The 24,553-nt window shown below is 62.6% G+C and carries 26 protein-coding genes; 16 read left to right on the forward strand and 10 right to left on the reverse strand.

What is annotated here, in order from left to right; all coding sequences use genetic code 11:
* Positions 1-24: 24 nt before the first annotated feature.
* A complete protein-coding gene (locus PZL22_RS07855) occupies positions 25-687 on the reverse strand; it encodes a PAS domain-containing protein (RefSeq protein WP_003534688.1) in 663 nt (220 codons plus the stop codon).
* 281 nt (positions 688-968) lie between these two features.
* Between PZL22_RS07855 and PZL22_RS07860 the strand changes: the two genes are divergently transcribed.
* Both PZL22_RS07860 and PZL22_RS07865 read left to right on the forward strand, forming a co-directional pair.
* Entirely contained in the window at positions 969-1,700 is a 732-nt protein-coding gene (locus PZL22_RS07860) for a rhomboid family intramembrane serine protease (protein ID WP_003534691.1), read from the forward strand.
* A gap of 395 nt (positions 1,701-2,095) precedes the next feature.
* The gene (locus PZL22_RS07865; protein ID WP_003534694.1) at positions 2,096-2,524 is read left to right on the forward strand and encodes a CBS domain-containing protein; all 429 of its coding nucleotides are present in this window, start codon (positions 2,096-2,098) and stop codon (positions 2,522-2,524) included.
* A gap of 462 nt (positions 2,525-2,986) precedes the next feature.
* Here PZL22_RS07865 and PZL22_RS07870 read toward each other — a convergent pair whose 3' ends face one another.
* From PZL22_RS07870 to folE, 3 genes are all read right to left on the reverse strand, one after another.
* The gene (locus PZL22_RS07870; RefSeq protein WP_003534696.1) at positions 2,987-3,952 is read right to left on the reverse strand and encodes a patatin-like phospholipase family protein; all 966 of its coding nucleotides are present in this window, start codon (positions 3,950-3,952) and stop codon (positions 2,987-2,989) included.
* Between the two features lie 346 nt (positions 3,953-4,298).
* Positions 4,299-4,751, reverse strand: coding sequence for a phosphoribosyl-AMP cyclohydrolase (hisI, locus tag PZL22_RS07875; protein WP_003534698.1), 453 nt, complete (start codon positions 4,749-4,751; stop codon positions 4,299-4,301).
* 101 nt (positions 4,752-4,852) lie between these two features.
* Entirely contained in the window at positions 4,853-5,467 is a 615-nt protein-coding gene (gene folE, locus PZL22_RS07880; protein ID WP_003534700.1) for a GTP cyclohydrolase I FolE, read from the reverse strand.
* A 338-nt stretch (positions 5,468-5,805) separates the two neighbouring features.
* Here folE and PZL22_RS07885 point away from each other — a divergent pair, with 338 nt between their 5' ends.
* From PZL22_RS07885 to thrS, 5 genes are all read left to right on the forward strand, one after another.
* A complete protein-coding gene (locus PZL22_RS07885) occupies positions 5,806-6,252 on the forward strand; it encodes an iron-sulfur cluster assembly scaffold protein (protein WP_003534702.1) in 447 nt (148 codons plus the stop codon).
* A gap of 3 nt (positions 6,253-6,255) precedes the next feature.
* The gene (gene yidD, locus PZL22_RS07890; protein WP_003534704.1) at positions 6,256-6,630 is read left to right on the forward strand and encodes a membrane protein insertion efficiency factor YidD; all 375 of its coding nucleotides are present in this window, start codon (positions 6,256-6,258) and stop codon (positions 6,628-6,630) included.
* The gene (locus tag PZL22_RS07895; protein WP_003534706.1) at positions 6,627-7,064 is read left to right on the forward strand and encodes a DUF2267 domain-containing protein; all 438 of its coding nucleotides are present in this window, start codon (positions 6,627-6,629) and stop codon (positions 7,062-7,064) included. Before yidD ends, PZL22_RS07895 begins: the two co-directional genes overlap by 4 nt.
* The gene (locus tag PZL22_RS07900) at positions 7,061-7,600 is read left to right on the forward strand and encodes a DUF1697 domain-containing protein (protein ID WP_003534709.1); all 540 of its coding nucleotides are present in this window, start codon (positions 7,061-7,063) and stop codon (positions 7,598-7,600) included. Before PZL22_RS07895 ends, PZL22_RS07900 begins: the two co-directional genes overlap by 4 nt.
* A gap of 111 nt (positions 7,601-7,711) precedes the next feature.
* Positions 7,712-9,694: a threonine--tRNA ligase gene (thrS, locus tag PZL22_RS07905; protein WP_003534711.1), complete on the forward strand. Its 1,983-nt coding sequence runs from the start codon at positions 7,712-7,714 to the stop codon at positions 9,692-9,694.
* A 204-nt stretch (positions 9,695-9,898) separates the two neighbouring features.
* Here the strand turns inward: thrS and PZL22_RS07910 are convergent, their stop codons facing one another.
* The gene (locus tag PZL22_RS07910) at positions 9,899-10,894 is read right to left on the reverse strand and encodes an RgsD C-terminal domain-containing protein (RefSeq protein ID WP_003534713.1); all 996 of its coding nucleotides are present in this window, start codon (positions 10,892-10,894) and stop codon (positions 9,899-9,901) included.
* Positions 10,895-10,994: 100 nt separating this feature from the next.
* On the opposite strand from PZL22_RS07910, the gene PZL22_RS07915 reads away from it, so the two are divergent.
* Positions 10,995-11,579 (forward strand): nitroreductase family protein, encoded by a 585-nt coding sequence (locus PZL22_RS07915; protein ID WP_003534715.1) that lies wholly within the window; start codon positions 10,995-10,997, stop codon positions 11,577-11,579.
* Entirely contained in the window at positions 11,579-12,181 is a 603-nt protein-coding gene (locus tag PZL22_RS07920; protein WP_003534717.1) for a flavin reductase family protein, read from the forward strand. The genes PZL22_RS07915 and PZL22_RS07920 overlap by 1 nt, the downstream gene beginning before the upstream one ends.
* 8 nt (positions 12,182-12,189) lie before the next feature.
* Here PZL22_RS07920 and PZL22_RS07925 read toward each other — a convergent pair whose 3' ends face one another.
* On the reverse strand, positions 12,190-12,900 hold the full coding sequence (locus PZL22_RS07925) for an aldolase/citrate lyase family protein (protein ID WP_003534719.1): 711 nt from the start codon (positions 12,898-12,900) through the stop codon (positions 12,190-12,192).
* A gap of 72 nt (positions 12,901-12,972) precedes the next feature.
* Between PZL22_RS07925 and PZL22_RS07930 the strand changes: the two genes are divergently transcribed.
* Complete coding sequence (locus PZL22_RS07930; RefSeq protein ID WP_284718586.1) at positions 12,973-14,106, forward strand: DUF2336 domain-containing protein; 1,134 nt, start codon at positions 12,973-12,975, stop codon at positions 14,104-14,106.
* Positions 14,107-14,121: 15 nt separating this feature from the next.
* Here PZL22_RS07930 and PZL22_RS07935 read toward each other — a convergent pair whose 3' ends face one another.
* A complete protein-coding gene (locus PZL22_RS07935; RefSeq protein ID WP_003534723.1) occupies positions 14,122-14,553 on the reverse strand; it encodes a hypothetical protein in 432 nt (143 codons plus the stop codon).
* Between the two features lie 226 nt (positions 14,554-14,779).
* Between PZL22_RS07935 and PZL22_RS07940 the strand changes: the two genes are divergently transcribed.
* Positions 14,780-15,250 (forward strand): GNAT family N-acetyltransferase, encoded by a 471-nt coding sequence (locus PZL22_RS07940; RefSeq protein WP_003534724.1) that lies wholly within the window; start codon positions 14,780-14,782, stop codon positions 15,248-15,250.
* Positions 15,251-15,266: 16 nt separating this feature from the next.
* Here PZL22_RS07940 and parE read toward each other — a convergent pair whose 3' ends face one another.
* A complete protein-coding gene (gene parE / locus PZL22_RS07945) occupies positions 15,267-17,327 on the reverse strand; it encodes a DNA topoisomerase IV subunit B (protein WP_003534725.1) in 2,061 nt (686 codons plus the stop codon).
* 192 nt (positions 17,328-17,519) lie between these two features.
* Here parE and PZL22_RS07950 point away from each other — a divergent pair, with 192 nt between their 5' ends.
* Positions 17,520-18,455, forward strand: coding sequence for an alpha/beta hydrolase (locus PZL22_RS07950; protein WP_041169306.1), 936 nt, complete (start codon positions 17,520-17,522; stop codon positions 18,453-18,455).
* Positions 18,456-18,479: 24 nt separating this feature from the next.
* Positions 18,480-19,805: an FAD-binding oxidoreductase gene (locus tag PZL22_RS07955; RefSeq protein WP_013844309.1), complete on the forward strand. Its 1,326-nt coding sequence runs from the start codon at positions 18,480-18,482 to the stop codon at positions 19,803-19,805.
* Here the strand turns inward: PZL22_RS07955 and PZL22_RS07960 are convergent.
* Both PZL22_RS07960 and PZL22_RS07965 read right to left on the reverse strand, forming a co-directional pair.
* Positions 19,802-20,407 carry a YceI family protein gene (locus PZL22_RS07960; RefSeq protein WP_003534728.1) on the reverse strand — a complete coding sequence of 202 codons (606 nt, stop codon included), beginning with the start codon at positions 20,405-20,407 and terminating at the stop codon, positions 19,802-19,804. The two genes, PZL22_RS07955 and PZL22_RS07960, sit on opposite strands and share 4 nt — an antisense overlap.
* Complete coding sequence (locus PZL22_RS07965) at positions 20,404-21,024, reverse strand: cytochrome b (RefSeq protein WP_003534729.1); 621 nt, start codon at positions 21,022-21,024, stop codon at positions 20,404-20,406. Before PZL22_RS07965 ends, PZL22_RS07960 begins: the two co-directional genes overlap by 4 nt.
* 260 nt (positions 21,025-21,284) lie before the next feature.
* Between PZL22_RS07965 and tpiA the strand changes: the two genes are divergently transcribed.
* The 3 genes from tpiA (at position 21,285) to pyrG (ending at position 24,435) form a co-directional block, all read left to right on the forward strand.
* Complete coding sequence (gene tpiA / locus PZL22_RS07970) at positions 21,285-22,055, forward strand: triose-phosphate isomerase (protein WP_003534730.1); 771 nt, start codon at positions 21,285-21,287, stop codon at positions 22,053-22,055.
* Positions 22,056-22,177: 122 nt separating this feature from the next.
* Positions 22,178-22,663 (forward strand): preprotein translocase subunit SecG, encoded by a 486-nt coding sequence (gene secG, locus PZL22_RS07975; protein WP_003534731.1) that lies wholly within the window; start codon positions 22,178-22,180, stop codon positions 22,661-22,663.
* Between the two features lie 134 nt (positions 22,664-22,797).
* Entirely contained in the window at positions 22,798-24,435 is a 1,638-nt protein-coding gene (gene pyrG / locus PZL22_RS07980) for a CTP synthase (protein ID WP_162098018.1), read from the forward strand.
* Positions 24,436-24,553 lie beyond the last annotated feature (118 nt).

Here is a 24,553-nt window from a genome sequence, read left to right on the forward strand (position 1 = left end):
CGCACCGATTAACAGAAGGTTCGCTCAGTTTCGCCTTCCACCCTCGAAGACGCGCAGGTGCTGCGCCATGCGGAAGGGGCGATCGCAGGCATCGATGCGGCTGCCGGTCAGACCGGCAGTCGTGGAGCATTCGGACGCAGGCAATGCGGCACAGCGGCTGTCCAGGACAAGGTGCTGCAATGGCTTCATGTGCAGCCATATCGGACGGGACAGCGGCGACAGAGCGCCGAGTATGCGGTCGCCCGTTCCATCGGGAGAGGCGAGGGGGGTAAGCAGAATTTCCACGTCCAACCGATCCCCGGTTGCGGTTGCGCCGGACCCAGCCAGTAGTATCGGCGTGCATCGCTTCATGACCTGACCGGCGATGCGGGCAGCCTCCTCCTGCTGTCCGCCGAGCCACAAGGCGGAGAATTGACGGTGGCGGAGTTCGTCGCCGAACAAGCCGCAGATGTGGGTGCCCGCGAGACGAAAGTGTATTCCGCCGTCCGCCTGCGCCTGGAGGATGAAGACGTTGGGCAGGAGTGAACGAATATCGGCGGGCTGGATTTCGTCACGGCGCGGGAGATCGCGGCCGCCGCGAACTTCGTTCCAGTATTGAAACAGTTCCATTGTCGTTCTGCTGCGCATCTTGCCCGATCGGTCGTTGTTGCGGCGCAGACCGTCCCAGATCGAGATAGTCGGCGGCATATTGCGTGGTCCTTGAATGCATGGAGCGATTTTCGTGCCAGGGCGAAATTAAGGTTAACGGCCGGTTTCGATTGCGCTCGACGCCGGCGGCTGCCATGTCATTCGGCAGCACTTCACGAAGGATTGCCTTCAGCACATCGACTGACGCGCGCGCAACGGCGCGTGACGCCGTTCAGTTTTCACTGGACGGCGTTTTTTTGTTTGCTTATCCCTTGCGCGCTACTGCGGGCGGTTCGCCGCCGTCTGGGCGCAACCGCAGCGACCGAAGGGAAGAGGCAGCTATGGAACGGGATCAGGCGGCAACGTCACCGGAAACCGATGTCGACAGTACCGACGTCCGCAGTCGCGAGCCCGCCTTCAATCTTCCGCCGGGGCTGACCGGAATCCTTTCGTTCCTGATCGCGGTCCATGTCTTGAGGACCTATGTCCTGCCGGCCGAGATCGACCAGGAGCTGATCCTCAACTTTGCCTTTCTGCCCGTGCGCTACACGCTTCCGCTCGGTGAGCAGGGGCTGGTCTGGCTCTGGACGCCGGTAACCTATTCCTTCCTGCACGGCAGTTGGGAGCATCTCATCTTCAATGTCTTCTGGATGGTCGCGTTCGGCGCCCCCGTCGTCAGACGGATCGGGATGGCTCGGCTCGCCTTGTTCTGGTGCCTGTCGGCGGCTGCCGCCGTCGGCTTGCACATCATCTTCCACTGGGGCGAGATGGCCGTGGTGATCGGGGCTTCGGGCGTCGTTTCAGGCTTGATGGGGGCGGCGGCCCGTTTCGTATTTTCCCCGAGCGGTCGCATCAGCCGCCAGTTTGCCCATCTCAATCGACGGCTGTCGTTTGCGGAGACGCTCACCAACCGGTCCGTGCTCGTCTTCACCGGGATATGGTTCCTGACCAATTTGCTGGTGGGCTTTGGCTTTCTGTCGATCGGAGGGGCAGGAAGCGTGGCCTGGGAGGCGCATATCGGCGGTTTCCTCTTCGGCTTCCTTCTGTTCGCATTCTTCGATCCCCGAAGGTAGGTTGGGTGAGGCGCCGCCAGCCGGGAAGAAGCCTCGGCCGCCTTCGGGCGAGAGTGCGATAATCGATTGTATCAACCGCAGAATTTTCGTGATGCCTGATTTCGCCGCAGAGGCGGCAGGCTTTCTGCAGAAGCCTTGATTTCCTGAAGTCGCTGGAGCACCATTCATCACGGCCGCCGAATTGCTCGAGGCGACCGCGGAAAAGGCCGGGTGCCGGCGTAGCTTTGTGCTCGAGGAGCGGCAAAGGGCTGCGCAGGCGCCGGAATGGGTACGGGTTTCTTGCGGCCATCTGCACTGTCTTCGCGGTCTTCCTTCCGCCGGAAGAAAGTGCAGTGAGCGGCACGGACTGAAACTCTTCCCGTCGGCCCGGTTTTGTCGCAACGGGAGATGTGCGCATGTCGGTGAAAGCGATTCTCAATGAAAAAGGCAGCAACGTCATCACGGTCACAGCGCAGGTGACGGTTCAGCAGGCCGCGTCTTTACTGCATGAAAATCATATCGGAGCCGTTGTCGTCGTCGATCCGGAGGAGCATATCGTTGGCATCATGACGGAGCGCGACATCGTTGCCTCGATTGCCCGATATGGTGCCGCCTGCCTCGACAAGCCGGTTTCTTCCGTCATGTGGCAGAACGTCTATTGCTGTCGCGAGGAAATGTCCGTCGACTCGCTGATGGAGATGATGAGTAAATTTCGCGCGCGTCATCTGCCCGTGGAGCGGGAAGGCAGGCTGGCCGGCATTATCTCGATCGGAGACGTGGTCAAATATCACATCCGCGCCATCGAGAACGAGGCCGAACAGATCAAGGCCTATATCGCCGGCTAGGGCCTGTTGAGATTCATCTTGAGTTTATGATGGCTGCTGCGAGATGGATAATGGCGTTGAAGCCCTGCTCGGTTTTGTCAGCACACATGGCGATGCGCTTGAATTTCCTTGAGTACCGACCGTGCGCCACTGCATGTGTCCATTGATCGTGGCCGATCAATGGACAAAAACATGCAGCAGCTCAAAGTGCTACAGCGACCTTTGCGCGTCTCATAAGACGAGCGGCGCTGTAGGAACTTTTCGGAGGACTGCAATCTCTCCTCTACCTCATCCCTGTGCTCGTCACAGGGATCCAGCAGCGCCGCGTCTGCGGCGCGGGAGCATTCTTTCAGCCCAAGGACTTGGTCTGGCTGGATTCCTGTGACAAGCACAGGAATGAGGAAATCAAACAAGCGGCGCCGGGTGTCCGGATCTCAACGGGCCTTGGAACACTTGGGCCGATCCGCAAGTTCTCCCGGCCTTTCAACGGGACAGCGGTTCCTGCATGCGCCGGATTTCCGAAAGCTTGATCTTGGCTTCCTGATAGCCGCGCTCGATTGCTTCGCCCGCGCGGTGGAATTCCGAAAGTCCGATATCGTTCAGCTTCGGGTGGAGAGACAGATCCGGCGGATCGCCAGCCAGCCGGGCGCGCGAAATGCGGTCCTGAATGATGTTGAAGGCCTGGACCATGACGCTGGTCATGCCGAGCCGTGCTGAAAAGCGGTTTGCCTCCGTTGCCGGCGCATCGGGCGTTTCCATGCCGGCGCTGTGCTTGACCACCGCCGAGCGCCCGTAGACATCGTAGTTCAGGTTGACGGCGACGACGTGCAACTGCTCATGTGCGCGGCAGACCGAAACGGGAACGGGGTTGACCAGCGCGCCGTCGATGAGAGTCCGGCCATTGGCGTTGACGGGCTCGAAAATGCCAGGCAAGGCGTAAGATGCGCGAATGGCGGTAATAAGGGATCCTTTCTCGATCCATACCTCGTGACCGCTGTAGACCTCCGTGGCGACGGCCACGAAGGGCCGGTCGAGATCCTCGATACTGAGGTTCTGCAGATGTTCCTGCATCCGCTTGGTGAGCCGCAGACCGCCGAAGAGGCCACCGCCGCCGATCGCGAAATCGAGCAAGCCGGCAATGCGGCGCACGGTAAGCGAGCGGGCGAAAGCCTCCAATTCATCGAGCTTGCCGGCGAGGTAACAGCCGCCCACCAGCGCACCGATCGATGTGCCCGCAATCATTCCGACTTCGATACCCTCCTCGTCGAGGGCTTTCAGGACACCGATATGGGCCCAGCCCCGCGCAGCACCGCCGCCGAGCGCCAGCGCAATCCTGGGTTTCACGGATTGAGAAATGGGTAGTGCTGGAGGAGTGGTCGTGATCGACGACCCGTTCGCGCCGGAAAGATCGGCAATCTGACTGTTACGCGTGAATGTCCAGTTCAGCATCCGGCACCTCCGACACCGCCGAATAGATTAGCTTCTAGCACACGGCCCTGCAGAAAGCCCTGCCGAGCCCTACTACCGAATATTCCTTGAACCGAAGCGATTCGGCCATCGAAACATGCCGGTGCCGGCCTCACATCTGGTCGCTGAAAGACTGACACCATGATCGAGATATAGCACTGAACCGGCTACAAATGCGGCCCGCCCGATAAACATTGGATACAGCCTGCAACACATTTTGGTGCTCCGCCGTTACCGCGGGAACCACTTACAAGATTAATGATTAGATGCCCGTTTGGTTGCCAAAAGATGAATATATCAACCAGGCGAACCAGAAAAAAGCAGATGCTCAGTTGCCGGCGTAGATCTGCGCCGGATCGAAATGCCTGTGGTCGTCGGTGATCGCCACTTTTGCTTCGCCATCGGCGACGCCGACCGTCCGATAGAAGCACGAGCGGCGCCCGGTATGGCAGGTGGCATCGTGGCCGGCCACCGAGACTTTCAACCAAACGGCGTCCTGGTCGCAATCGGTTCGTATTTCCCGGACGGTCTGCAAATTGCCCGAGCTTTCGCCCTTCTTCCAGAGGCGGTCGCGTGAGCGGCTGTAGTAATGCGCGAATCCGGTCTCGAGCGTGAGGGACAGCGCTTCGGCGTTCATATGCGCGACCATCAGCAATTCGCCATCGCGGGCATCGGTCACGACGGCCGTGATCAGACCCTTCTCGTCGAAACGCGGGGTGAAGGCCGGGCCGCTTTCCAGTTCGGCCTTGTCCTGCGGGGGGGATGCAAAAGTGAGCGTCATCGTCTGAGCTCCACTACAGCGCCGCGCGTCTTGATCAGACGCGCGAGGCCGCTGTAGCACTTGGGGGTTGCTGCATGCGTTTCAACATGCGGTGGCGGAGCTTACTTGAAGCCCCTGAGCATCGTCATGAAGCGGACCTGTTCGGCCGGCTCGCTCTTGAACGCACCGGTGAAGGTGGTCGTCAGCGTCGTCGCGCCCTGCTTCTTGATACCGCGCATCGCCATGCACAGGTGCTCGGCCTCGATCATCACCGCCACGCCCCGGGGCATGAGGGTCTCGTCGATGGCCTTTGCGATCTGCGCCGTCATCGCTTCCTGCGTCTGCAGGCGACGGGCGTAGATATCGACGACCCGGGCGATCTTGGAAAGGCCGAGCACGCGGCCGTTCGGCAGATAGGCGATATGGGCCTTGCCGATGATCGGCACCATGTGGTGCTCGCAATGCGAATAGAACGGGATGTCCTTTTCGAGCACGATATCGTCGTAGCCGGAGACTTCCTCGAAGGTTCGCCCGAGCACGTCTTCCGCCACGAGATCGTAGCCGCCGAAAATTTCCCGATACGCCTTGGCGACACGCGAAGGCGTGTCCTTCAGGCCTTCTCGTGCCGGATCTTCACCTGCCCAGCGCAACAAGACGCGAACGGCTTCTTCGGCTTCCTTCTGCGTCGGACGACCTGTGTCGTCGAGCACAGGAAAATTCTTCACTATGGCGTCCATATGGCCCCTTCAAGCAATACGAAATTGCTGACGTTTTATCTTTTCGGACAACTCGCCATTGGCCATACGCCTAACCCTGCAGGCTTGGGTTCCGTTGGCGGGTTCCGGGGCTTTCGGGTCTCGGCTTAGCAGTGCACTGGACCGTCCGGCACGGTTTCCCAAACAACAGGCGACATTTGATCCCCTTGCGGAACTGTCACCCCAACACGACATAGCATATAGTATGGTGCCACATGGATAAAAGAGCCCGAATGCGCCACGCCTTGCTTTTTTCCCGCCGCCTGGGGAAAATCATGCGCCGAACGTCAGAAACCGCGAAAAATCCACCGGATTCCTAAATGATCGACGACATTTACAACAGCAGAATTCTCGAATTCGCAGGCAATATTCCGCGCCTCGGAATGTTGGCCGACGCCGACGCCGAAGCCGCCGCGCATTCCAAGCTCTGTGGCTCGAAGGTGAGAATCTGGCTGAAGATGGACAGCGACGTCGTCACCGACTTCGCCCATGACGTCAAGGCCTGTGCGCTCGGCCAGGCGTCCTCATCCATCATGGCGCGGCATGTCGTAGGTGCCCATGCGGACGAGATCCGGCAGGCCCGCGAGGATATGCTGGCCATGCTGAAGGCCGATGGGGAGGGCCCGTCGGACCGTTTCGAGGACATGCGCTTTCTGAAGCCCGTCAAGGACTACAAGGCGCGCCATGCCTCGACGATGCTGACTTTCGATGCCGTCGTCGATGCCATCGGCCAGATCGAGGCCAGGCGCCTCGCTGCGGCCGTCTGAGCCATGTGCCCTCAGCCCCATGCCGATCATGCAATCACCCGCGGCGATACCGGTGCCGCCGGGGGGCGGAATTGGTCCGGGCCTTTCCGCAAGACGCCGGGGCGGCTCGTCGGCATGACCCTGATCCGCGCCTATCAACTGACGCTGTCGAGTTTCATCGGCAATTCCTGCCGGCACCTGCCGACCTGTTCGGAGTACGGCTTCGAGGCGATCGCCCGATACGGCCTCTGGGCCGGCGGGTGGCTGACCTTGTTCCGGGTCGTCCGCTGCGGCCCGGGCGGAACCCACGGATTCGATCCGGTGCCGGACAGCCTCGCACCGCGCCAGCGCTGGTACACGCCATGGCGCTACTGGCAGCCACGCCGAAAGGACGCATGAGAGCCGTGACCATTCCGATGGAGTACCGGCAGGCCTCTGCGGATTTCGACCGGTTCATCGTCGACGCGCGCGATATCGCCGCTCTTCAGACAACCAATCAGGCCTATACGATGGTGCAGGCGGTGCTTTACACTTTCCGCCGCCGCCTCGAAATTTCCGACGCCCTGCTTTTCGCCAATGCGCTGCCGCCGGTCCTTCGTGCGATCTTCGTCGCCGATTGGGATCTGGAGGAGCCGACGCTCCCCTTCTCCGAGCGCCGGGCGATGACGCGCGAGGTGCAGGCCTTCCGCGGCAACCACAACGTCTCTCCGGAAACGGCGATTGCAGATGTAGCCGCGGCTTTGCGGCGGAATGTCGACAAAACCCTGCTCGATCGTGTGCTTGCACGGCTGCCGGCGGGGGCAGTCGATTTCTGGCGGGCTTCAAGCGAATGAAGGCTTACGTCGCCTTGCTCCACAGCATCGTTCTCGGCGACGGCCGGCGCGTCGTAATGGCCGACTTGAAGGCGATGGCCGAAGCGCTCGGCTGCAGGGCGCCGCGCACGCTTGTCGCCACGGGCAATCTCCTGTTCGAGGCGCCGGAAAAGCCCCTCGCGGAATTGGAGGCCGAACTCGAAAAGGCTTTCGAGAAGACCTTCGGCCGTCACGTCGACATCATCGTTCGTTCCGCGGAGGACTGGTCGAGACTTGCTGCAGGCAACCCTTTTCTCGCGGAAAGCGAAAGGGACCCTGCGAGCGTCCACGTGCGGGTGATGCGCTTGCCTCTCGAGGTCGACATGCGGGAAAAACTGCTCGGCTATTGCCCCAGGGGCGAGCGCGTGGCCATAGTGGACGGCGATCTCTGGGTCGATTTTGCCGGCAAGGCGAGCGAATCGAAGCTGCTCGGGGCGCTAACGACCAAGCGGCTCGGCATCGGGACGGTGCGCAACTGGAACACCGTAAAGGGACTGCGTGGAATGGTCGCCGGTTGAGCGGCCGCGCCTTTACTCCACGGTGAAAAAGCTTTATCAGGCCCGCGAACCGGCCCCGGCCGGCAAACCATACCACCCGCATTCGTTGGCGGGACTGGATAGGAGATCATGATGTCGCATTCTGTTTCCCTTACATTTCCTGATGGCTCCGTTCGAGAATTCGCCGCCGGCACGACCGGTCGCGATGTCGCGGAATCGATCTCGAAGTCGCTCGCCAAGAAGGCCGTCGCGATCGCCATTAGCGGCGAACTGCGCGATCTCTCGGATGCCGTGACGGAAGGCAGGATCGAGATCGTCACGCGCGAAGACAAGCGCGCGCTCGAGCTCATCCGCCACGACGCGGCCCATGTCATGGCGGAGGCCGTGCAGGAATTGTGGCCGGGAACGCAGGTGACCATCGGTCCGGTCATCGACAACGGCTTCTATTACGATTTCGCCAAGAACGAGCCCTTCACGCCGGACGACCTGCCCGTCATCGAGAAGAAGATGCGGGAGATCATTGCCCGCAACAAGCCCTTCACCAAGGAGGTCTGGTCACGCGACAGGGCCAAGGAGGTCTTTGCCGCCAAGGGCGAGAACTACAAGGTGGAGCTCGTCGACGCCATCCCCGAGGGCCAGGACCTGAAGATCTATTACCAGGGCGATTGGTTCGATCTCTGCCGCGGGCCGCACATGGCCTCGACAGGCCAGATCGGTACGGCCTTCAAGCTGATGAAGGTGGCGGGCGCCTATTGGCGCGGCGACAGCAACAATCCGATGCTGACGCGCATCTACGGCACTGCGTGGCACACGCAGGAGGAGCTGGATCAGTATCTGCACGTGCTCGCCGAAGCCGAGAAGCGCGACCATCGCCGGCTCGGCCGCGAGATGGACCTCTTCCACTTCCAGGAGGAAGGGCCTGGCGTGGTCTTCTGGCATGGAAAGGGCTGGCGGATCTTCCAGAGTCTCGTCGCCTATATGCGCCGCCGGCTCGAAGGCGATTACCAGGAGGTCAATGCTCCCCAGGTCCTCGACAAGTCGCTCTGGGAGACCTCCGGTCACTGGGGCTGGTATCGCGACAACATGTTCAAGGTGACTGTCGCCGGCGACGATACGGACGATGATCGCGTCTTCGCGCTGAAGCCGATGAATTGCCCCGGGCATATCCAGATCTTCAAGCATGGTCTGAAGTCTTACCGCGAACTGCCTGTTCGGCTGGCGGAATTCGGCGCAGTCCACCGGTATGAACCCTCCGGCGCGCTGCATGGCCTCATGCGGGTCCGTGGCTTTACGCAGGACGACGCGCACATCTTCTGCACCGACGAGCAGATGGCGGCCGAATGCCTGAAGATCAACGACCTGATCCTTTCCGTCTACGAGGACTTCGGCTTCAAGGAAATCGTCGTGAAGCTGTCGACGCGGCCGGAAAAGCGTGTGGGCTCCGATGAGCTTTGGGATCGCGCCGAAGCCGTGATGACGGAAGTCCTGCAGACGATCGAGGAGCAGTCCGAAGGCCGCATCAAGACCGGCATCCTGCCGGGCGAGGGCGCATTCTACGGTCCGAAGTTCGAATATACGCTGAAGGACGCGATCGGCCGCGAATGGCAGTGCGGAACGACGCAGGTCGACTTCAACCTGCCGGAGCGTTTCGGCGCCTTCTACATCGACAGCGAATCCGAGAAGCGTCAGCCGGTGATGATCCACCGTGCCATTTGCGGTTCGATGGAGCGTTTCCTCGGCATTCTGCTGGAGAACTATGCCGGCCATATGCCGCTTTGGATATCGCCGCTGCAGGTGGTGGTCGCAACGATTACCTCGGAAGCGGACGACTATGGCCGCGAAGTCGCCGAACGCTTGCGTGATGCGGGGCTGACGGTCGAGACCGATTTCCGCAACGAGAAGATCAACTACAAGGTCCGCGAGCATTCGGTAACGAAGGTTCCGGTGATCGTCGTGTGCGGCAGGCGCGAAGCGGAGGAGCGCTCGGTCAACATCCGTCGCCTGGGTTCTCAGGCGCAGACGGCAATGTCGCTGGACGAGGCCGTTGCTTCGCTCTCCGCCGAAGCCATGGCACCGGACCTCAAGCGCAGGAGCAATTCCAGGAAAAGCGTGTAACGGTTTTCCGTAAGTGCGCGCTCATGACGCGGCTGCCCCTCATCCGGCTGCCGCCACCTTCTCCCCATCTTGATGGGGAGAAGGGACAAGCGGCACGCTCGTCCCGCTGCAGCAACCGGCGTGAAAGATGATCGGGCGACCGCTGCTTGTCCCTTCGCCCCGCTTGCGGGGAGAAGGTGCCGGCAGGCGGATGAGGGGCGGGCTTCAGTCCTGCGCTTCCGCGGCCTGGTCGGCTTCGCCGTTGCCGTTGAGCAGCACTTCCACGTCGGTATTGACGCCGGCCTTCACGGCAAAATCGCGCTGGTAGATCTTGTCCTTGTTGCGGGCCACCGCCGTGTAGCTGCCCTCGGCAAGGACGAGGGTCGGGAAGGCGCCGACGCTCTCGCTGACGACGTCGCCGGAGGAAGTGAGGATCGACCAGGCGGTATCCGCAATGGCTTCGCCGCCGGCTTCCGAGACGAGCTTCAGGGTCAGCTTCGCGGCGCGGTGCTGGATCGTCGCTTCGGTCAGCTTGCCGGCTTCGATCTGGATATCGGCACGGATGACGGCATTCACCGATCCGTAGTTCGACACGACGTGGTAGGTGTCGGCATTGAGCTGAACCACCGTACCGGGCTTGACGTCGGCGACCACGAGGCCGCGCTCGCCATCCTCCTTCACGTCGGAAGAGAAGATCGAAAAGCTGAGTTCGTTCGGCGGGATGCGGACATCGCTGCCGGAGACGGCGTTCAGCATGACGCCCCCGGCATCGAGCACGAGCACCTGTTTGTCGAGCGGGCCGTCTTCGGGCACGCGAATCTTGCGGGTCGCGCCCGCCCGGCCAAAGGCGACGTTGACGAAATATTCGCCGGGCACGAGATTGAAAGCGGTGGAGCCGCCCTCGGAGGTCGCGAGCAGCGGCAGCTTTCCGTCGCTGCCCGGAATGGGGCTGAAGACCCGCCAGGTAAGGCCCGATTGGACCGGCTTTCCCTTATCCGTCAGCAGCGCCTCGAGCTCCACGTCCTTCAGCTGGCCGCCCTGCGTCGGATCGGTGATGAGCGGGCTGAAACCGGTAAGCTTCGGCATCTTGTGCGTGCCGGAGATCGAGGGAAAGCTCTTGAAGGCGTCAGTCGGATCCTCCGCAAGCGCGCGTCCCGCACCGGCCCCGGCGAGTGTGATCGCCAGAACGGTTCTCAGGAAAATACGAAGACGGAGACGCATGAGAGCAGTTGACTTCTTGACTGGGTGACTCCACTTGGGACGCCGGTATGGCATTTTCGTGGCTGCCGATCCGGCGGCAAACTAGTGGAATTCGCTCGATATGAAAACCGAAATAAAGCTTGTCGACTATCTTGCCTCCCGCAGGTCCATCCCGGCCTTTCAGATGGGTGAGCCAGGACCCAGCAAGGCGGAAGTCGCGGAAATGCTGAAGCTCGCCTCGCGCGTGCCGGATCATGGCAAATTGGCGCCGTGGCGCTTCATTGTCTATCGGGGCGAGGAGAGGGCGCGCATCAGCGCCGAACTGAAGAAGATGGCGCTTGCCGCCAAGCCGGACATGCCGGAAGAGATGATCAAGGTCGAGGAGGCGCGGCTGACGCGCGCGCCGGTCGTGGTCGCCGTGGTCAGCAAGGCGGCGCCGCATTTCAAGATTCCGGAATGGGAGCAGCAGATGTCGGCTGGTGCCGTCTGCCTCAATCTGCTGATGGCCGCAAATGCGCTCGGTTACGCCTCGAACTGGCTGACCGAATGGTATGCCTTCGAGGAACGGGCCTATCCGCTGCTCGGCGTGGCGCCGGGCGAGAAGATTGCGGGCTTCATTCACATCGGCACTGCAATGGTGCCGCCGACGGAGCGCCCCAGGCCCGAACTCGAGGAGATCGTCACCTGGGTCGGGGAGGGCGACTGATGTTCTACGACACCGCCGGAAACGGGCACGGCCTGCCGCACGATCCCTTCAAGGCGATCGTGTCGCCGAGACCGATCGGCTGGATCGGCACGCGCGGGGCCGATGGGGCGCTGAACCTTGGGCCCTATTCCTTTTTCAACGCCATCAGCGACCGGCCGAAGCTCGTGATGTTCGCCTCGAGCGGCTACAAGGATTCGGTACGCAACATCGAGGCGACCGGGGAGTTCACCGCGAGCTTTGCCAGCCGCAACCTGAGCGAGGCGGTCAATCTCACCTCGGTGGCCGCCCCGCATGGTGAAAGCGAGTTCGAGATCGCCGGACTGACGCCTGTAGAGGGAACGCTCGTGAAGGCTCCCTTCGTGGGCGAGGCATTCGCGGCGCTGGAATGCCGGATGACGGAGATCTTCCGTCCCAAGGGTATCGATGGCGTCGTTTCCGACAGCTATGTCGTCATCGGCGCAGTGGTCGGCATTCACATCCGCGAGGAGGCCATCCGCGATGGGCGGTTCGACATGGCGACCGTCAAGCCGCTCGCCCGGCTCGGCTACATGGACTATTGCGATGGCGGCGACGTCTTCGAGATGATGCGGCCTGTTCGCTAGATCAGGTTCTAGACTTCCGGCACGACGCCTGCAGCGGCAAGAAGATCGATCTGCTGCGGCGAGCGGAGGGCAACGCTCGAAAAGCCGTTCTCCACGCTGTTTTTCCACAGGCGCCGCACGGTCGCCTCATCCTCGGCGTCGATAGGCAGCATGTCGTAAGCCGCGATGCGGGCCTCGCAGGCTCTCAGGACTGCCGCAGCACGGCCGGCTCGAACGACAGCCGGCACGTCGCCCGTTTCGGTCACGCGCCTGCAACCACACGCTTCGGCCAGGGCCGAGGCATCGAACACCAGTGCCGAGAGGCGCGATGAGGCACCCGCCAGCGAGTGAGGCGACAGGACGCTTTCCGGCGTCGTCGCGTATTCCGCAAGAATAACCGTTCGGCCCTGGGGCTTGCCGGCCGCCGCCTCGGCGACCTTGAGCAGCACATCGAGCCGTTGAATGTCTGCCGGGCCGCGGCATCCGGCCAGAACGACGCCGTCGAAGCCGCTGCCGATCAAAGCGGCAAGCTCGTCTTCGCCCGGATCGCTACTCGTTTCGATTCGGGCGAGCAACAGGCAGCCGGCGTCCTGTCGAGGCAGATCCGAGGGCGGCAGGCCAGTTTCGCTCCCGGCAATCACGATCGCTCGGAAGGCGGTCAGGATCTCCCTGCGAGGCACCGGTTCGCCGGCCGGCAGATACAGGAACGGTAGGATGGTTTGCGCGCCGTTAACAGACATGGTGAACCAATCTTAAACCTTTGGCCGCTAGGCTTCGAGCATGGGGCTGCTCGGGTGACTAGTGGGGCATAGGTGATCATACAAGCATTTCTTCGCTGGGTGGAAACGGCGAAAGCCAGCGAACGCGCCAGTGCTGCCAGTGCGCTTGGTCGCGCCTTTGCTCAGGCCGATGTGAACGGCATCGATCGGCAGGCGGTCGAAATGGCGATGACCTTTCTCCTCGACGATCCTTCGCCCAAGGTGCGGCGGTCTCTTGCCGAGGCGCTGGCGGATTGCCCGATGGTGCCGCGCTCGATCATCAAGGCGCTTGCGCAGGACCAGCCCGAGATTGCCTACATCGCGATTTCCCGCTCACCGGTCTTGAATGACGACGATCTTGTCGACATGGCGGCGGACGGCGGCGCGGAGATGCGGGCGCTGATCGCCTCCCGCAGCGGCGTCTCATGCGCCGTTGCGGCTGCCATCGCCGAGATTGGCGGCGAGGAAGAGGTGCTCATCCTGTTGGAAAATCCGGGGGCCAGGCTTTCTCCGGGCTCGTTGCGGCGAATTGCCGACCGCCTCGGCGACAGCGTGGCCGCCCGCGGCCTGTTGCTCGAGCGTCATGATCTGCCGAGCGACGCGCGCCAGACCCTCGCCGAAAAAGCCGGCGCGGCGCTTGCGGCGTCCGACCTGGTACGCGCCGTTATCGGCGAGGACCGGGCGCAGCGTGTCGTGCGGGAGACTTGCGACGCGGCAGCGCTGACGCTTTCCTCCGCCTCCGCGCGGGAGGAATTGCAGCGGATGGTTGCCGCTCTCCGCAAAACCGGCCGCCTGACGCCGGCTCTACTGCTGACGGCGCTTTGCAGCGGCAGGACGGAGTTTTTTTCTGCGGCAATCGTGGATCTGTCCGGAGTCCCGGAGAAGCGCGTCCGATCGATCCTTTCGGGCGGGCGATTCCACTCGATCAGGGCCCTCCTCGAAACTGCGGGGCTTGGCCGTGAAGTGAGCGGAATGTTTTCGGAGGCCGTATTGTTCTGCCAATGCGAGGCAGATGCGGATCACGATGGAGCCTCCCTCTCCGTCGCCGCCAGACTTTCGGATCGCCTTCGCCGCCGAAGCCTCGGCGCATATCACGCCGTCGCCGAACTCGCGGAGCGGCTGGCTTTTGCCGAGCAGCGGCAGAGGGCGCGCAACTACGCCTTGATGCTCTGCCGCCAGGCCGCGTAAGACGGCTTGATTACCTCAATTGCCGAATCGGCGCGCCACCCAGGAATAGCCGTCTTCGACGTAGTGGACCGGCGCACTGACGATCGCCTTCAGTTTCTCCCGGTCGGGTACGGCGCCGCTGATCAATGCCAGGGCGCGCCTCGGCAAGGTTGGTTCTCCGCCTTCTGCCGTTGATGTTGTGTTTTGCTGCACGCCCGGCTGAGCCGGAAGCGTTGCATTCAGCTCCGGAACCGGCTCGCTTTCCGCCGTCATGCCCGGCCCTGAGCTCTCGCACACGGCCACCACGACGGGGTAGTTCCTGTCGGAGAACCGCGGCAGTTCCTTTTGCGATTCCGTGTCGCACTGCGCGATCGACGGCCAGTCGCCGTTCACGGTCGAGATGTAATGGCATTGGGTAACGTTGTCGTCGCAACCGAGAATGGTCATGACGATCAGGGCGGCTTTCATGGTCACTCTTCCGTTCAGATGATGACGACGCTTGTTTATGGCCGTCCGATTCTTTCCAAAGAAGGGCAAAAGCCGGCGGGCGCCGAAACAAATTGTTTCTCCCCGTTACGCGGATTGATTGTAGTAGCTGCGAAATTGCGTCGTTTGGCGTATTGGTCCCGGCGATCTTCGGCATTAGAGCGTTGAAATCATGTGCTTCCGGACGGGACCGAATGGAGAGACTGAAATGACCGCCGTAACCATCGCCGAAGAGTCGCCGCGCCAGCCGGCCGTTATTCGCCTTCTGGAATTGTCCGACGCCTATGCGGCATCGCTCTATCCGGCCGAAAGCAATCATCTGGTCGATCTGTCTCAGTTGGAGCAGCCCACCGTATCCTTTTTCGTGGCCCGCCGTGACGGCGAAGTCGTCGGCTGCTGTGGCCTCGTCGAAGCGGGCGACGGTACGGCCGAGATCAAGCGGATGTTCGTCGACCCGGAGGCGAGGGGGCTGAAGCTTGGCAAGCTGCTTTTATCGGCTCTCGAAGCCAAAGCGGCAAAGCTCGGTCTCACGGCAATCCGTCTTGAGACCGGCATCTATCAGCCGGAAGCGATCGGTCTCTACAAGGCATCCGGCTACGTGGAGTGTGCGCCCTTCGGCAGCTATCTACCTGATCCGCTGAGCCTGTTCATGGAAAAACCGGTTCGGCAGGAGGCGTGAGGGGCGATCGCGAGTTTCAGATGTCCAGGTTGTCCGCGAAGACCGCGCGCTCCTGGATGAAACGGAAGCGGGCCTCGGCTTTCGTTCCCATCAGGCTGTCGACGGCATCGCGGGTGCCCTCGAAGTCGACATCGTCGATTTCGACCTTGAGGAGCGTCCGCTTGGCCGGGTCCATCGTGGTTTCCTTGAGCTGCGCGGGCAGCATCTCGCCGAGGCCCTTGAACCGCCCGAGTTCGACTTTGCCGCGACCATTGAACTCCGTCCGCATCAGCTCTTCGCGATGCGCGTCGTCGCGGGCATAAAGCGTCTTGGAACCCTGGCTCAGGCGATAGAGCGGCGGCACGGCGAGATAGAGATGGCCTCCGCGGATGAGCTCCGGCATCTCCTGATAGAAGAAGGTGATCAGAAGAGAGGCGATGTGCGCACCGTCGACGTCGGCGTCGGTCATGATGATGATGCGCTCGTAGCGCAGGTCCTCTTCGCGATACTTCGAGCGCGTGCCGCAGCCGAGCGCCTGGACGAGATCGCCGATCTGCTGATTGGCACCGAGCTTCTCCCGGCCGGCGCTGGCGACGTTGAGGATCTTGCCACGCAGCGGCAGGATCGCCTGGTTGGCGCGGTTGCGCGCCTGTTTGGCCGAACCGCCGGCCGAGTCCCCTTCGACGATGAAGAGTTCGGCACCTTCCGCCGTATTCTGGGCGCAGTCCGCGAGCTTGCCCGGCAGGCGCAGCTTGCGGACCGCCGTCTTGCGGCTGACTTCCTTTTCCTTGCGCCGGCGTACACGCTCCTCGGCGCGCTCCACCACCCAGTCGAGAAGCTTGGCCGCCTCTGCCGGATTGTCGGCAAGATAATGGTCGAAAGGATCGCGAAGCGCGTTTTCGACGATGCGCTGCGCCTCCACCGTTGCCAGCTTGTCCTTCGTCTGACCGACGAATTCCGGCTCGCGAATGAAGACCGAGAGCATGCCTGCCGCAGAGATCATGACATCGTCCGTGGTGACGATCGCAGCGCGCTTGTTCTGTGTGAGCTCGGCGTAGTTCTTGAGCCCCTTCGTCAGCGCAATGCGCAGACCCGCCTCGTGCGTTCCCCCTTCGGGCGTCGGGATGGTGTTGCAGTAGGAATGGATCTGCTGGTCGCCGCCATACCAGGTGACGGCCCATTCGAGCGAACCGTGGCCGCCCGACTTTTCCGATTTGCCGGCGAAAATCTCGCGGGTGACCGTGAATTCCTTGCCGAGCGTCGCGGCGAGATAGTCCTTGAGGCCGCCGGGGAAATGAAACACGGCCCTGTCCGGGATTTCCGATCCTTCCGGCAGGAGCGCCGGATCGCAGGACCAGCGGATTTCGACGCCGCCGAAGAGATAGGCCTTGGAGCGGGCCATTCGGAAAAGCCGCGCCGGCTCGAAGCGGGCATGCGGTCCGAAGATCTGCGGGTCGGGGTGGAAACGGACCCTGGTGCCGCGCCGGTTGTGTACGTCACCCAGGTCTTCGAGGCCGCCCTGCGCGATGCCGCGGGAGAAGCGCTGGCGATAGAGCCGGCGATTGCGTGCAACCTCGACTTCAAGGTCGTCCGACAGTGCGTTGACCACGGAAACGCCGACGCCGTGAAGGCCGCCGGAGGTCTCATAGGCCTTGCCGTCGAACTTGCCGCCGGCATGCAGCACCGTCATCACCACCTCGAGCGTCGACTTGCCGGGAAATTTCGGGTGGTTCTCGACGGGGATGCCGCGGCCGTTGTCGGTCACCGTCAGGTAGCCGTCGGCGTCCAGGTTCACGTCGATGAAGTTGGCGTGTCCCGCGACCGCCTCGTCCATCGAGTTGTCGATGACCTCGGCGAACAGATGATGCAGGGCCTTTTCGTCCGTCCCGCCGATATACATGCCCGGACGGCGCCGGACCGGCTCCAGACCTTCCAGCACTTCGATTGCCGAGGCGTCGTAGTCGCTGCCGTCGCTCGTCTTGGGTGCGGGGCGCGACGCTTCGTTACCGGCGGCGGGGGCCGCGGGCTTGCGTGGCGCGGCATCCGCCGGCTTCGGCTGTTGGGGCATAGCGGAAAAAAGGTCGCTGCTGTCGTCCATGAAGCGTTCAGATCGTTCCTGTCTAATTGTCGGCTAGGCCATAGCAAGACCGCGGCGCGGCCGCCATCCTTTGTCGCGCGAATCACCGGAATTCTGCCAGAGTCTCGCCCGAAGAGCGAACAAAAGGCGAATTTCGATGCCCCGGAGGAAGAAATACCCTTTAATGAGCCAGATTTGCCGCGCCAGTGTTGCTTGGCCGAGGCGCCGGTGGCAAGGCAGGCGCCGAACGAGGGAGCCGATCGGGTGTCCATGTCCACAATTCTTTTCTCCATACGGCATCTGATCGGCGCGCTTCTTTTCGCGAGCCTTGCCGTTTCCGCAAGGGCCGAACCCGTTAAGCCCTACAAGGATGCGCTGTTTCGCTATAGCAGACTGCTTCAGGAGGCGGATGGCGGCGACTTCCGCGTTGTCGATTACCAGGAACTACGCGACATCAACGAGCGCGACCAGATACCCGAGCGGCGGGTGAAGCGCGCTTACGTGTCGCTCGGTGTCAAGGGCGTGCAGGTGAACGAGACGCTCGGTTTCGGCGAGCGGGGGCTTGACGTCACCCGCGTCGGCCCCGATCGCGGCGCCGCATTCACCGTGATCTTTATTCATGGTCGCGGCGGCGACCGCCGTCTCGGTGCCAATGATTTCGCCTTCGGAGGCAATTTCAATCGCCTCAAAAATCTGGCTGTCGTCAATGGCGGAACCTATTACGCTCCAAGCGTCAGGTCCTTCGATGCTGCGGGCGTAGCGGATGTTTCGGCACTGATCCGTTTCGCAGCGGAGCGTTCCGGCGGAAGGCCGGTGGTCCTTTCCTGTGCCTCCATGGGAAGCTTCATCTGCTGGGGCATAGCCCGCCAAGAGGCAGCCGTCTCGGCCCTTGGCGGCATGATGATCATGGGCGGCCCCGCCGACCCAGACTTTCGCAAGAGTGCCGCCTACGGCGCGCGGCTGCCGATACTCTTCAGCCACGGCAGCCGCGACAGCGTCTATCCGGCCGAGTCCCAGGTCGCGCTCTATCGCAGCCTCAGATCGAAGGCCTATCCTGCCCGTTTCGTCCTGTTCGAAACAGGTTCGCATGGAACTCCGATCAGAATGACGGACTGGCGAGAGGCGCTGAACTGGATCCTTGACCGCTAGGCGGTTGTGGAGTTGACGGCGGTAATGAGAATGGACGATTTCGAGGAAGCGGGTCGGTTTGGAAACCGGTCTCGACCGACCGTTTCACCCGATGACTACGAGGACGGCATAAGCTCGGTGGCCGCCATGGCGTTTCTTCCCGTCGGCAATGGCCTGAGCCACGGCGATGTTTGCCGCAACCAACTCGGGACGCTTATCGAAAGCAGGAAGCATAACCGCATCCTGTCTTTCGATCCGGGGAGCGGGACCATTCGCTGCGAGGCCGGCACTATCCTTGCCGACCTGCTGGCGCGCGCCGTTCCGCATCGCTTCTTTCTTCCCGTGACGCCGGCGACGGGCCTCGTCACCGTCGGCGGCGCCGTCGCCAACGACATCCACGGCGGCAATCACCATGCGCGCGGCTCCTTCGGCAATCACGTCCGGCGCCTGACCTTGCTGCGCTCGACGGGCCAACGCCTGGTCTGCTCGCCCGAGGAGAATGCGGAACTCTTCGCTGCGACGATCGGCGGCCTGGGACTGACCGGGCTGATCCTCGACGTCGAGCTTCGGTTGATGAAGGTGCCGTCGCCGCATGTCCAGCGGCACGTGCTTCGCTTCGATAGTCTCGATCGATATTTCACGCTGGCCGAACGGGCCGAAGAGGAGCACGAGTATGCCGTAGCCTGGCTCGACCAGCTCGCGACGGGACGGCGCATGGGGAGGGGCGTCCTGTTCGCCGCGGATCACGCCGACGGCGCTTGCGAATATCCTGATATCCCGAAGGGGCCGAGGCTCGCCGTGCCTTTTTCGCCGCCCTTCAGTCTGTTCAACAGCGTGACGCTGAAAATGCTGAACGAATACCGCTTTCGCAAGCACGACCGTGGTGAGACCGTGTCGACGCAGACGTGGACTTCCTACTTTCACCCTCTCGACGCGATCGGCGGGTGGCGCAGGCTCTACGGGCGGCGTGGCCTCTGCCAGCATCAAAGCGTGTATCCCGTTGCGACCGCGCCGGAGACCACGGCGCGGTTGCTCGAAACAGCCCGCCGTGCCGGTCATGGGTCCGTACGGACGAAGCTGCACCGTTTCGGTGGCATAGCCTCCCCGGGGCTTCTCTCCTTTTCGAGACCGGGCTTCGCCCTGACCATGGACTTTGCCAATCAAGGCGAGGCCACCGTCAAGCTGCTCGACGCTCTCGACGAGATTGCCGTCGTGGCCGGCGGTGCGGTCAATCCGTGCCAGGACTTCCGCATGAGCCCAGCCATCTTCGAAGCATCATTTCCCGCCTGGAAAAGGCTGGAGGCGCTGCGCGATCCGGCAATGGCCTCGGACTTCTGGCGGCGCACGGCCCTGGCGCCCGGGCAAACCTAACGCTTCTGCCCCGTTATGTTCATGTCGAACTCCACGACGTTGGAGTAAATGGGCGTCCCGACGGTCATGCCGTAGGGCGAGCGGCGGATGCTGCCGCGGATCGTGAAGGAAATCGAGCGCCTGTTCCAATCGGTGAGCCTCACGTCGAAGCGCTCCTTGCGGCTCTTGCCGCGGGCGGTGAGAACGCCCTCGATCGTTGCGGTATCCGGGCCGGTCTGGCTGACGCCGGTGGAGCGGAAGGTCACGGTCTTGTGGTTGGCTGCATCGAACACTGCGCTGGAGCGCAGGAAGTCCTCGATCCGGCGCTCGGTGGACCTTACGCTCTCCGGAAAAAGCGTGAACTCCACGGAGGATCGCCCGACGTCGTCGCCATCGATCCGGAATATGCCCGAGAATTTAGTGAAGCGGCCGGCAATGCCGCCGCTGCCACCCACTTGGCCCACGCTGAACTGGATGCTCGAGGAACTCGCGATGCGGTAGTTCCCGGCGGCGTCCGCAAGTGCCGGCGCTTTCGCCCCCGCAACCGGCGTCCCTGCGAGGGCAAGGGCGAGAAGCGCGAGCGGCAGGGTCACTGCCATGGACTGCTTGCCTGGGCCGGTCATGTTCGTTTCCTCTCGGTGTCGTCCTTTCCGGAAGTGTTGACGGTGCTGCCGGTGCGCGGCATTGACCCGGAGCGAAGCATGCGGATGAGCACCAAGTCGCGCCGCACGAGATGGTGATAGAATGCCGCCGCCGCGTGGATTGCGACCAGGCCAAGCGTCACATAAGCGAGCATTGCATGGGCGAGGGCCCAGAACGCTTCCGAAGTCCCGGATTTCGGGAGCGGCAGATGCGGAATGATGATCAAGTTGAAATAGAAGCTCGGGATCGCCAGCGTCGAGACGGACACGACCGCCCAGCCGGACAGCGGCACGAGGAGTGCGAGCGCGATGAGCGACAGATGCGTGGCCCGGGCGGCCATGTGCTCCATCGGGCCAAGGGTCGGAGAAGCTGCCGGGGTGGTTTCCACGAGCCACCAGAGCATCCGAAACGCAGCCAGTCCCAAAGCGGTGAAGCCGAACGACTTGTGCCACTGGTAAAGGGAGAACTGCAGAGCCGGGTCGATCTCGATGCGCCGCATGACGAAGCCGGCGAGGATGAGCCCGAGGATCAGAACCGCGATCGTCCAGTGAAGGGCGATCGTCACCGTTCCGAACCCGTTGTCGCTGTTGCGCAGCATGGCAGACTCCGACGCCCGGCGCGTACGTCTACGTGACGGTAGAGCGTCTCCGCATTAGACGCCCGCGGCCTCGTTTTTATTCGCTTTCGCCCGGTCGATTCGCCATTGGGGCCGGACAGCCGGCAAAGCGTTATGGGGCGACGTATTCCGCAGAGCTTGTACCGCCGATGCCCGAATAATCCGCCTGGGTGCTTTTTTTTACGCGAGCGATTTGCTACGCCGCTTGCCGAGACGAAGAGACCTGATCTGGAGGAGATCCCATGACGCCCGATATCCGCCCGCTCGTCGCCGGCAACTGGAAGATGAATGGAACACGTGCGTCTCTGGACCAGATCAAGGCAATGGCGGAGGGCGTCAAAGGCGACCTTTCCGCGAGGGTTGACGCCTTGATCTGCCCGCCGGCCACATTGCTTTACGTTGCGACCGCGCTTTGCGACGACAGCCCTTTGATGATCGGGGCGCAGGACTGCCACCAGAAGCAGTCGGGAGCCCATACCGGCGAAGTCTCGGCTGAAATGGTCGCCGATTGTTTCGGCACGCATGTGATCGTCGGCCATTCCGAACGGCGCACCGATCATGGCGAAGGCGACGCACTGGTGCGTGCCAAGACGGAGGCCGCGCATGGCGCGGATCTCGTCGCGATCGTTTGCGTCGGTGAGACGGAAGAGGAGCGCAAGGCCGGCCGGACGCTCCATATTCTGAAGCGCCAGCTCGCCGAGAGCCTGCCGGATCAGGCGACGGCCGAAAATACGGTGATCGCCTACGAACCCGTGTGGGCGATCGGCACCGGCCTGACGCCCACCGTGTCCGACGTCGAGGAGGCGCACGCCTTCATGCGCCGCGAGCTCGTCTCGCGCTTCGGCGCGGAAGGCGGCAAGATGCGGATCCTCTATGGAGGTTCCGTCAAGCCTTCGAATGCGAAAGAACTCATGGGCGTTGCCAATGTCGACGGCGCCCTGATCGGCGGCGCGAGCTTGAAAGCCGATGATTTCCTCGCCATCTACAGGGCCTATGAAGAATTGACTGCCTGATTGCCGCGGGACTTGGAATAGCTGGCGGCTTGGTATAAAGAGGCGCCAAATTTGACGCGGCCCCACGGTGAGGCCGGCGTCGTTCGATTCGCATGCCCCGCAGAGGGCAGGACTGGAAGCTGATGCAGACCGTACTACTCGTCATCTATCTCATGGTGGTCGTCGCCCTGATCGGCGTCGTTCTCATTCAGCGTTCCGAAGGCGGCGGTCTCGGGATCGGCGGCGGCTCGGGCTTCATGTCCGCGCGTGGCACGGCCAATGCGCTGACCCGAACGACCGCGGTTCTGGCCTTCCTTTTCTTCGCCCTGGCGCTGGCGATGGGCATCCTGTCGCGCTACGAGCCGCAGGCGACCGACATTCTCGATCGAATCCCGGGAACGAGCTCGAGCGGCGGGGTACTCGATTCGCTCGGTGGCGGTCAGCCCGCACCGGCCGGCGGAAACACCGAGGCTCCGGCCAATGGCAACGGCGCCAACAACGCCGCACCGGCAGGTGGCACTGCCGCGCCTCAGGCCCCGGCAGGTGCCGCACCTGCCGCTCCGGCCCCCGCAGCCCCGGCTGATGGCGCCAACGGCAATACGGGATCGCAGGTTCCGAGCGGTCAGTAAGGCCGCAAATCAGAAGATCTGCCGGCGGATGCCTTCATCCGCCGGTTTTGTTTTGTGTGAAATCTGCCATTCCGCACGGAAAATTCTGAAAGACGAATTTTTCGGTGGCGGAATCGTTTGTGAAAAGGTATCCGGTGACTCCCATGGCGCGATATGTATTCATCACTGGCGGCGTGGTCTCCTCCCTCGGAAAAGGCATCGCTGCGGCCGCTCTTGGAGCGTTGCTGCAGGCGCGTGGCTACCGTGTGAGGCTGCGCAAGCTCGATCCCTACCTGAACGTCGATCCGGGCACCATGAGCCCCACCCAGCACGGCGAGGTGTTCGTCACCGACGACGGCGCGGAAACGGACCTCGATCTCGGGCACTACGAGCGTTTCACGGGGCGCTCGGCGACCAAGACCGACAACATCACCACGGGCCGGATCTACAAGAACATCATCGACAAGGAGCGGCGCGGCGACTATCTCGGCGCGACGGTCCAGGTGATCCCGCACGTCACAAATGAAATCAAGAACTTCGTCACCGAAGGCAATGAGGACTACGATTTCGTCATCTGCGAAATCGGCGGCACGGTCGGCGATATCGAGGCGATGCCCTTCATGGAGGCGATCCGCCAGCTCGGCAACGATCTGCCGCGCGGCACCGCCGTCTATGTCCATTTGACGCTGATGCCCTACATTCCGGCCGCGGGCGAGCTGAAGACCAAGCCGACCCAGCATTCCGTCAAAGAACTGCAGGCGCTCGGCATTCATCCGGACATCCTGCTCGTGCGCGCCGACCGGGAAATCCCGGAAGCGGAACGCCGCAAGCTGTCGCTCTTCTGCAATGTCCGCCAGTCCGCGGTCATCCAGGCGCTCGACGTCGCTTCGATCTATGACGTGCCGATCGCCTATCACAAGGAAGGGCTCGACAACGAAGTGCTTGCCGCCTTCGGCATCGAGCCGGCGCCGAAGCCGCGCATGGAAGCCTGGGAAGATGTGGCGCACCGGATCCGCACGCCGGAAGGCGAGGTGACGATCGCGATCGTCGGCAAATATACCGGCCTGAAGGATGCCTATAAGTCGCTGATCGAGGCGCTCTACCACGGCGGCATCGCCAATCGCGTCAAGGTCAAGCTCGAGTGGATCGAGTCGGAAGTCTTCGAAAAGGAGGACCCGGCGCCCTATCTGGAAAAGGTCCACGGCATTCTCGTTCCGGGCGGCTTCGGCGAACGCGGCTCGGAAGGCAAGATCAATGCGGCGCGCTTTGCCCGCGAGCGCAAGGTGCCCTATTTCGGCATCTGCTTCGGCATGCAGATGGCGGTCGTCGAAGCGGCGCGCAATCTCGCCGGTATCGAAAAGGCGTCTTCGACGGAATTCGGCCCGACCAAGGAGCCGGTCGTCGGTCTGATGACCGAGTGGGTGAAGGGCAATGAACTCGAGAAGCGGTCCGCCGCGGGCGATCTCGGCGGCACCATGCGCCTCGGCGCCTATCGCGCAGCGTTGAAGCCCGACACGAAGATCGCCGGGATCTATGGATCGCCCGATATTTCCGAGCGTCACCGCCACCGCTACGAGGTCAATGTCGATTACAAGAGCCGACTGGAATCCTGTGGCCTGGTTTTCTCCGGCATGTCCCCGGACGGCGTTCTGCCGGAGACGATCGAGTATCCCGACCATCCCTGGTTCATCGGCGTTCAGTACCATCCGGAACTGAAGTCGCGTCCGCTCGATCCGCACCCGCTCTTTTCGAGCTTCATCGAGGCGGCGCTCGAACAGTCCCGGCTTGTGTAGCCGGATCACCGAACGGGCAATCACTTCTGCGGCCGCCTGCAAGAGGCGGCCGTTCGCATTTCCGGTCACGGTGCCGGGCGCCCCGCCGCCGCGCTTGCAATCGGCGGTCAAAAGTTGC

It is taken from the genome of Ensifer meliloti, from assembly GCF_030064585.1.
Lineage (GTDB): Bacteria > Pseudomonadota > Alphaproteobacteria > Rhizobiales > Rhizobiaceae > Sinorhizobium > Sinorhizobium meliloti.

What these genes read in the sequence shown, in the direction of transcription:
- PZL22_RS07855 (WP_003534688.1), bottom strand. Translation starts at nt 687, where the DNA reads ATGCCGCCGACTATCTCGATCTGGGACGGTCTGCGCCGCAACAACGAC.
- PZL22_RS07860 (WP_003534691.1), top strand. Translation starts at nt 969, where the DNA reads ATGGAACGGGATCAGGCGGCAACGTCACCGGAAACCGATGTCGACAGT.
- PZL22_RS07865 (WP_003534694.1), top strand. Translation starts at nt 2,096, where the DNA reads ATGTCGGTGAAAGCGATTCTCAATGAAAAAGGCAGCAACGTCATCACG.
- PZL22_RS07870 (WP_003534696.1), bottom strand. Translation starts at nt 3,952, where the DNA reads ATGCTGAACTGGACATTCACGCGTAACAGTCAGATTGCCGATCTTTCC.
- hisI (WP_003534698.1), bottom strand. Translation starts at nt 4,751, where the DNA reads ATGACGCTCACTTTTGCATCCCCCCCGCAGGACAAGGCCGAACTGGAA.
- folE (WP_003534700.1), bottom strand. Translation starts at nt 5,467, where the DNA reads ATGGACGCCATAGTGAAGAATTTTCCTGTGCTCGACGACACAGGTCGT.
- PZL22_RS07885 (WP_003534702.1), top strand. Translation starts at nt 5,806, where the DNA reads ATGATCGACGACATTTACAACAGCAGAATTCTCGAATTCGCAGGCAAT.
- yidD (WP_003534704.1), top strand. Translation starts at nt 6,256, where the DNA reads ATGTGCCCTCAGCCCCATGCCGATCATGCAATCACCCGCGGCGATACC.
- PZL22_RS07895 (WP_003534706.1), top strand. Translation starts at nt 6,627, where the DNA reads ATGAGAGCCGTGACCATTCCGATGGAGTACCGGCAGGCCTCTGCGGAT.
- PZL22_RS07900 (WP_003534709.1), top strand. Translation starts at nt 7,061, where the DNA reads ATGAAGGCTTACGTCGCCTTGCTCCACAGCATCGTTCTCGGCGACGGC.
- thrS (WP_003534711.1), top strand. Translation starts at nt 7,712, where the DNA reads ATGTCGCATTCTGTTTCCCTTACATTTCCTGATGGCTCCGTTCGAGAA.
- PZL22_RS07910 (WP_003534713.1), bottom strand. Translation starts at nt 10,894, where the DNA reads ATGCGTCTCCGTCTTCGTATTTTCCTGAGAACCGTTCTGGCGATCACA.
- PZL22_RS07915 (WP_003534715.1), top strand. Translation starts at nt 10,995, where the DNA reads ATGAAAACCGAAATAAAGCTTGTCGACTATCTTGCCTCCCGCAGGTCC.
- PZL22_RS07920 (WP_003534717.1), top strand. Translation starts at nt 11,579, where the DNA reads ATGTTCTACGACACCGCCGGAAACGGGCACGGCCTGCCGCACGATCCC.
- PZL22_RS07925 (WP_003534719.1), bottom strand. Translation starts at nt 12,900, where the DNA reads ATGTCTGTTAACGGCGCGCAAACCATCCTACCGTTCCTGTATCTGCCG.
- PZL22_RS07935 (WP_003534723.1), bottom strand. Translation starts at nt 14,553, where the DNA reads ATGAAAGCCGCCCTGATCGTCATGACCATTCTCGGTTGCGACGACAAC.
- PZL22_RS07940 (WP_003534724.1), top strand. Translation starts at nt 14,780, where the DNA reads ATGACCGCCGTAACCATCGCCGAAGAGTCGCCGCGCCAGCCGGCCGTT.
- parE (WP_003534725.1), bottom strand. Translation starts at nt 17,327, where the DNA reads ATGGACGACAGCAGCGACCTTTTTTCCGCTATGCCCCAACAGCCGAAG.
- PZL22_RS07955 (WP_013844309.1), top strand. Translation starts at nt 18,480, where the DNA reads ATGAGAATGGACGATTTCGAGGAAGCGGGTCGGTTTGGAAACCGGTCT.
- PZL22_RS07960 (WP_003534728.1), bottom strand. Translation starts at nt 20,407, where the DNA reads ATGACCGGCCCAGGCAAGCAGTCCATGGCAGTGACCCTGCCGCTCGCG.
- PZL22_RS07965 (WP_003534729.1), bottom strand. Translation starts at nt 21,024, where the DNA reads ATGCTGCGCAACAGCGACAACGGGTTCGGAACGGTGACGATCGCCCTT.
- tpiA (WP_003534730.1), top strand. Translation starts at nt 21,285, where the DNA reads ATGACGCCCGATATCCGCCCGCTCGTCGCCGGCAACTGGAAGATGAAT.
- secG (WP_003534731.1), top strand. Translation starts at nt 22,178, where the DNA reads ATGCAGACCGTACTACTCGTCATCTATCTCATGGTGGTCGTCGCCCTG.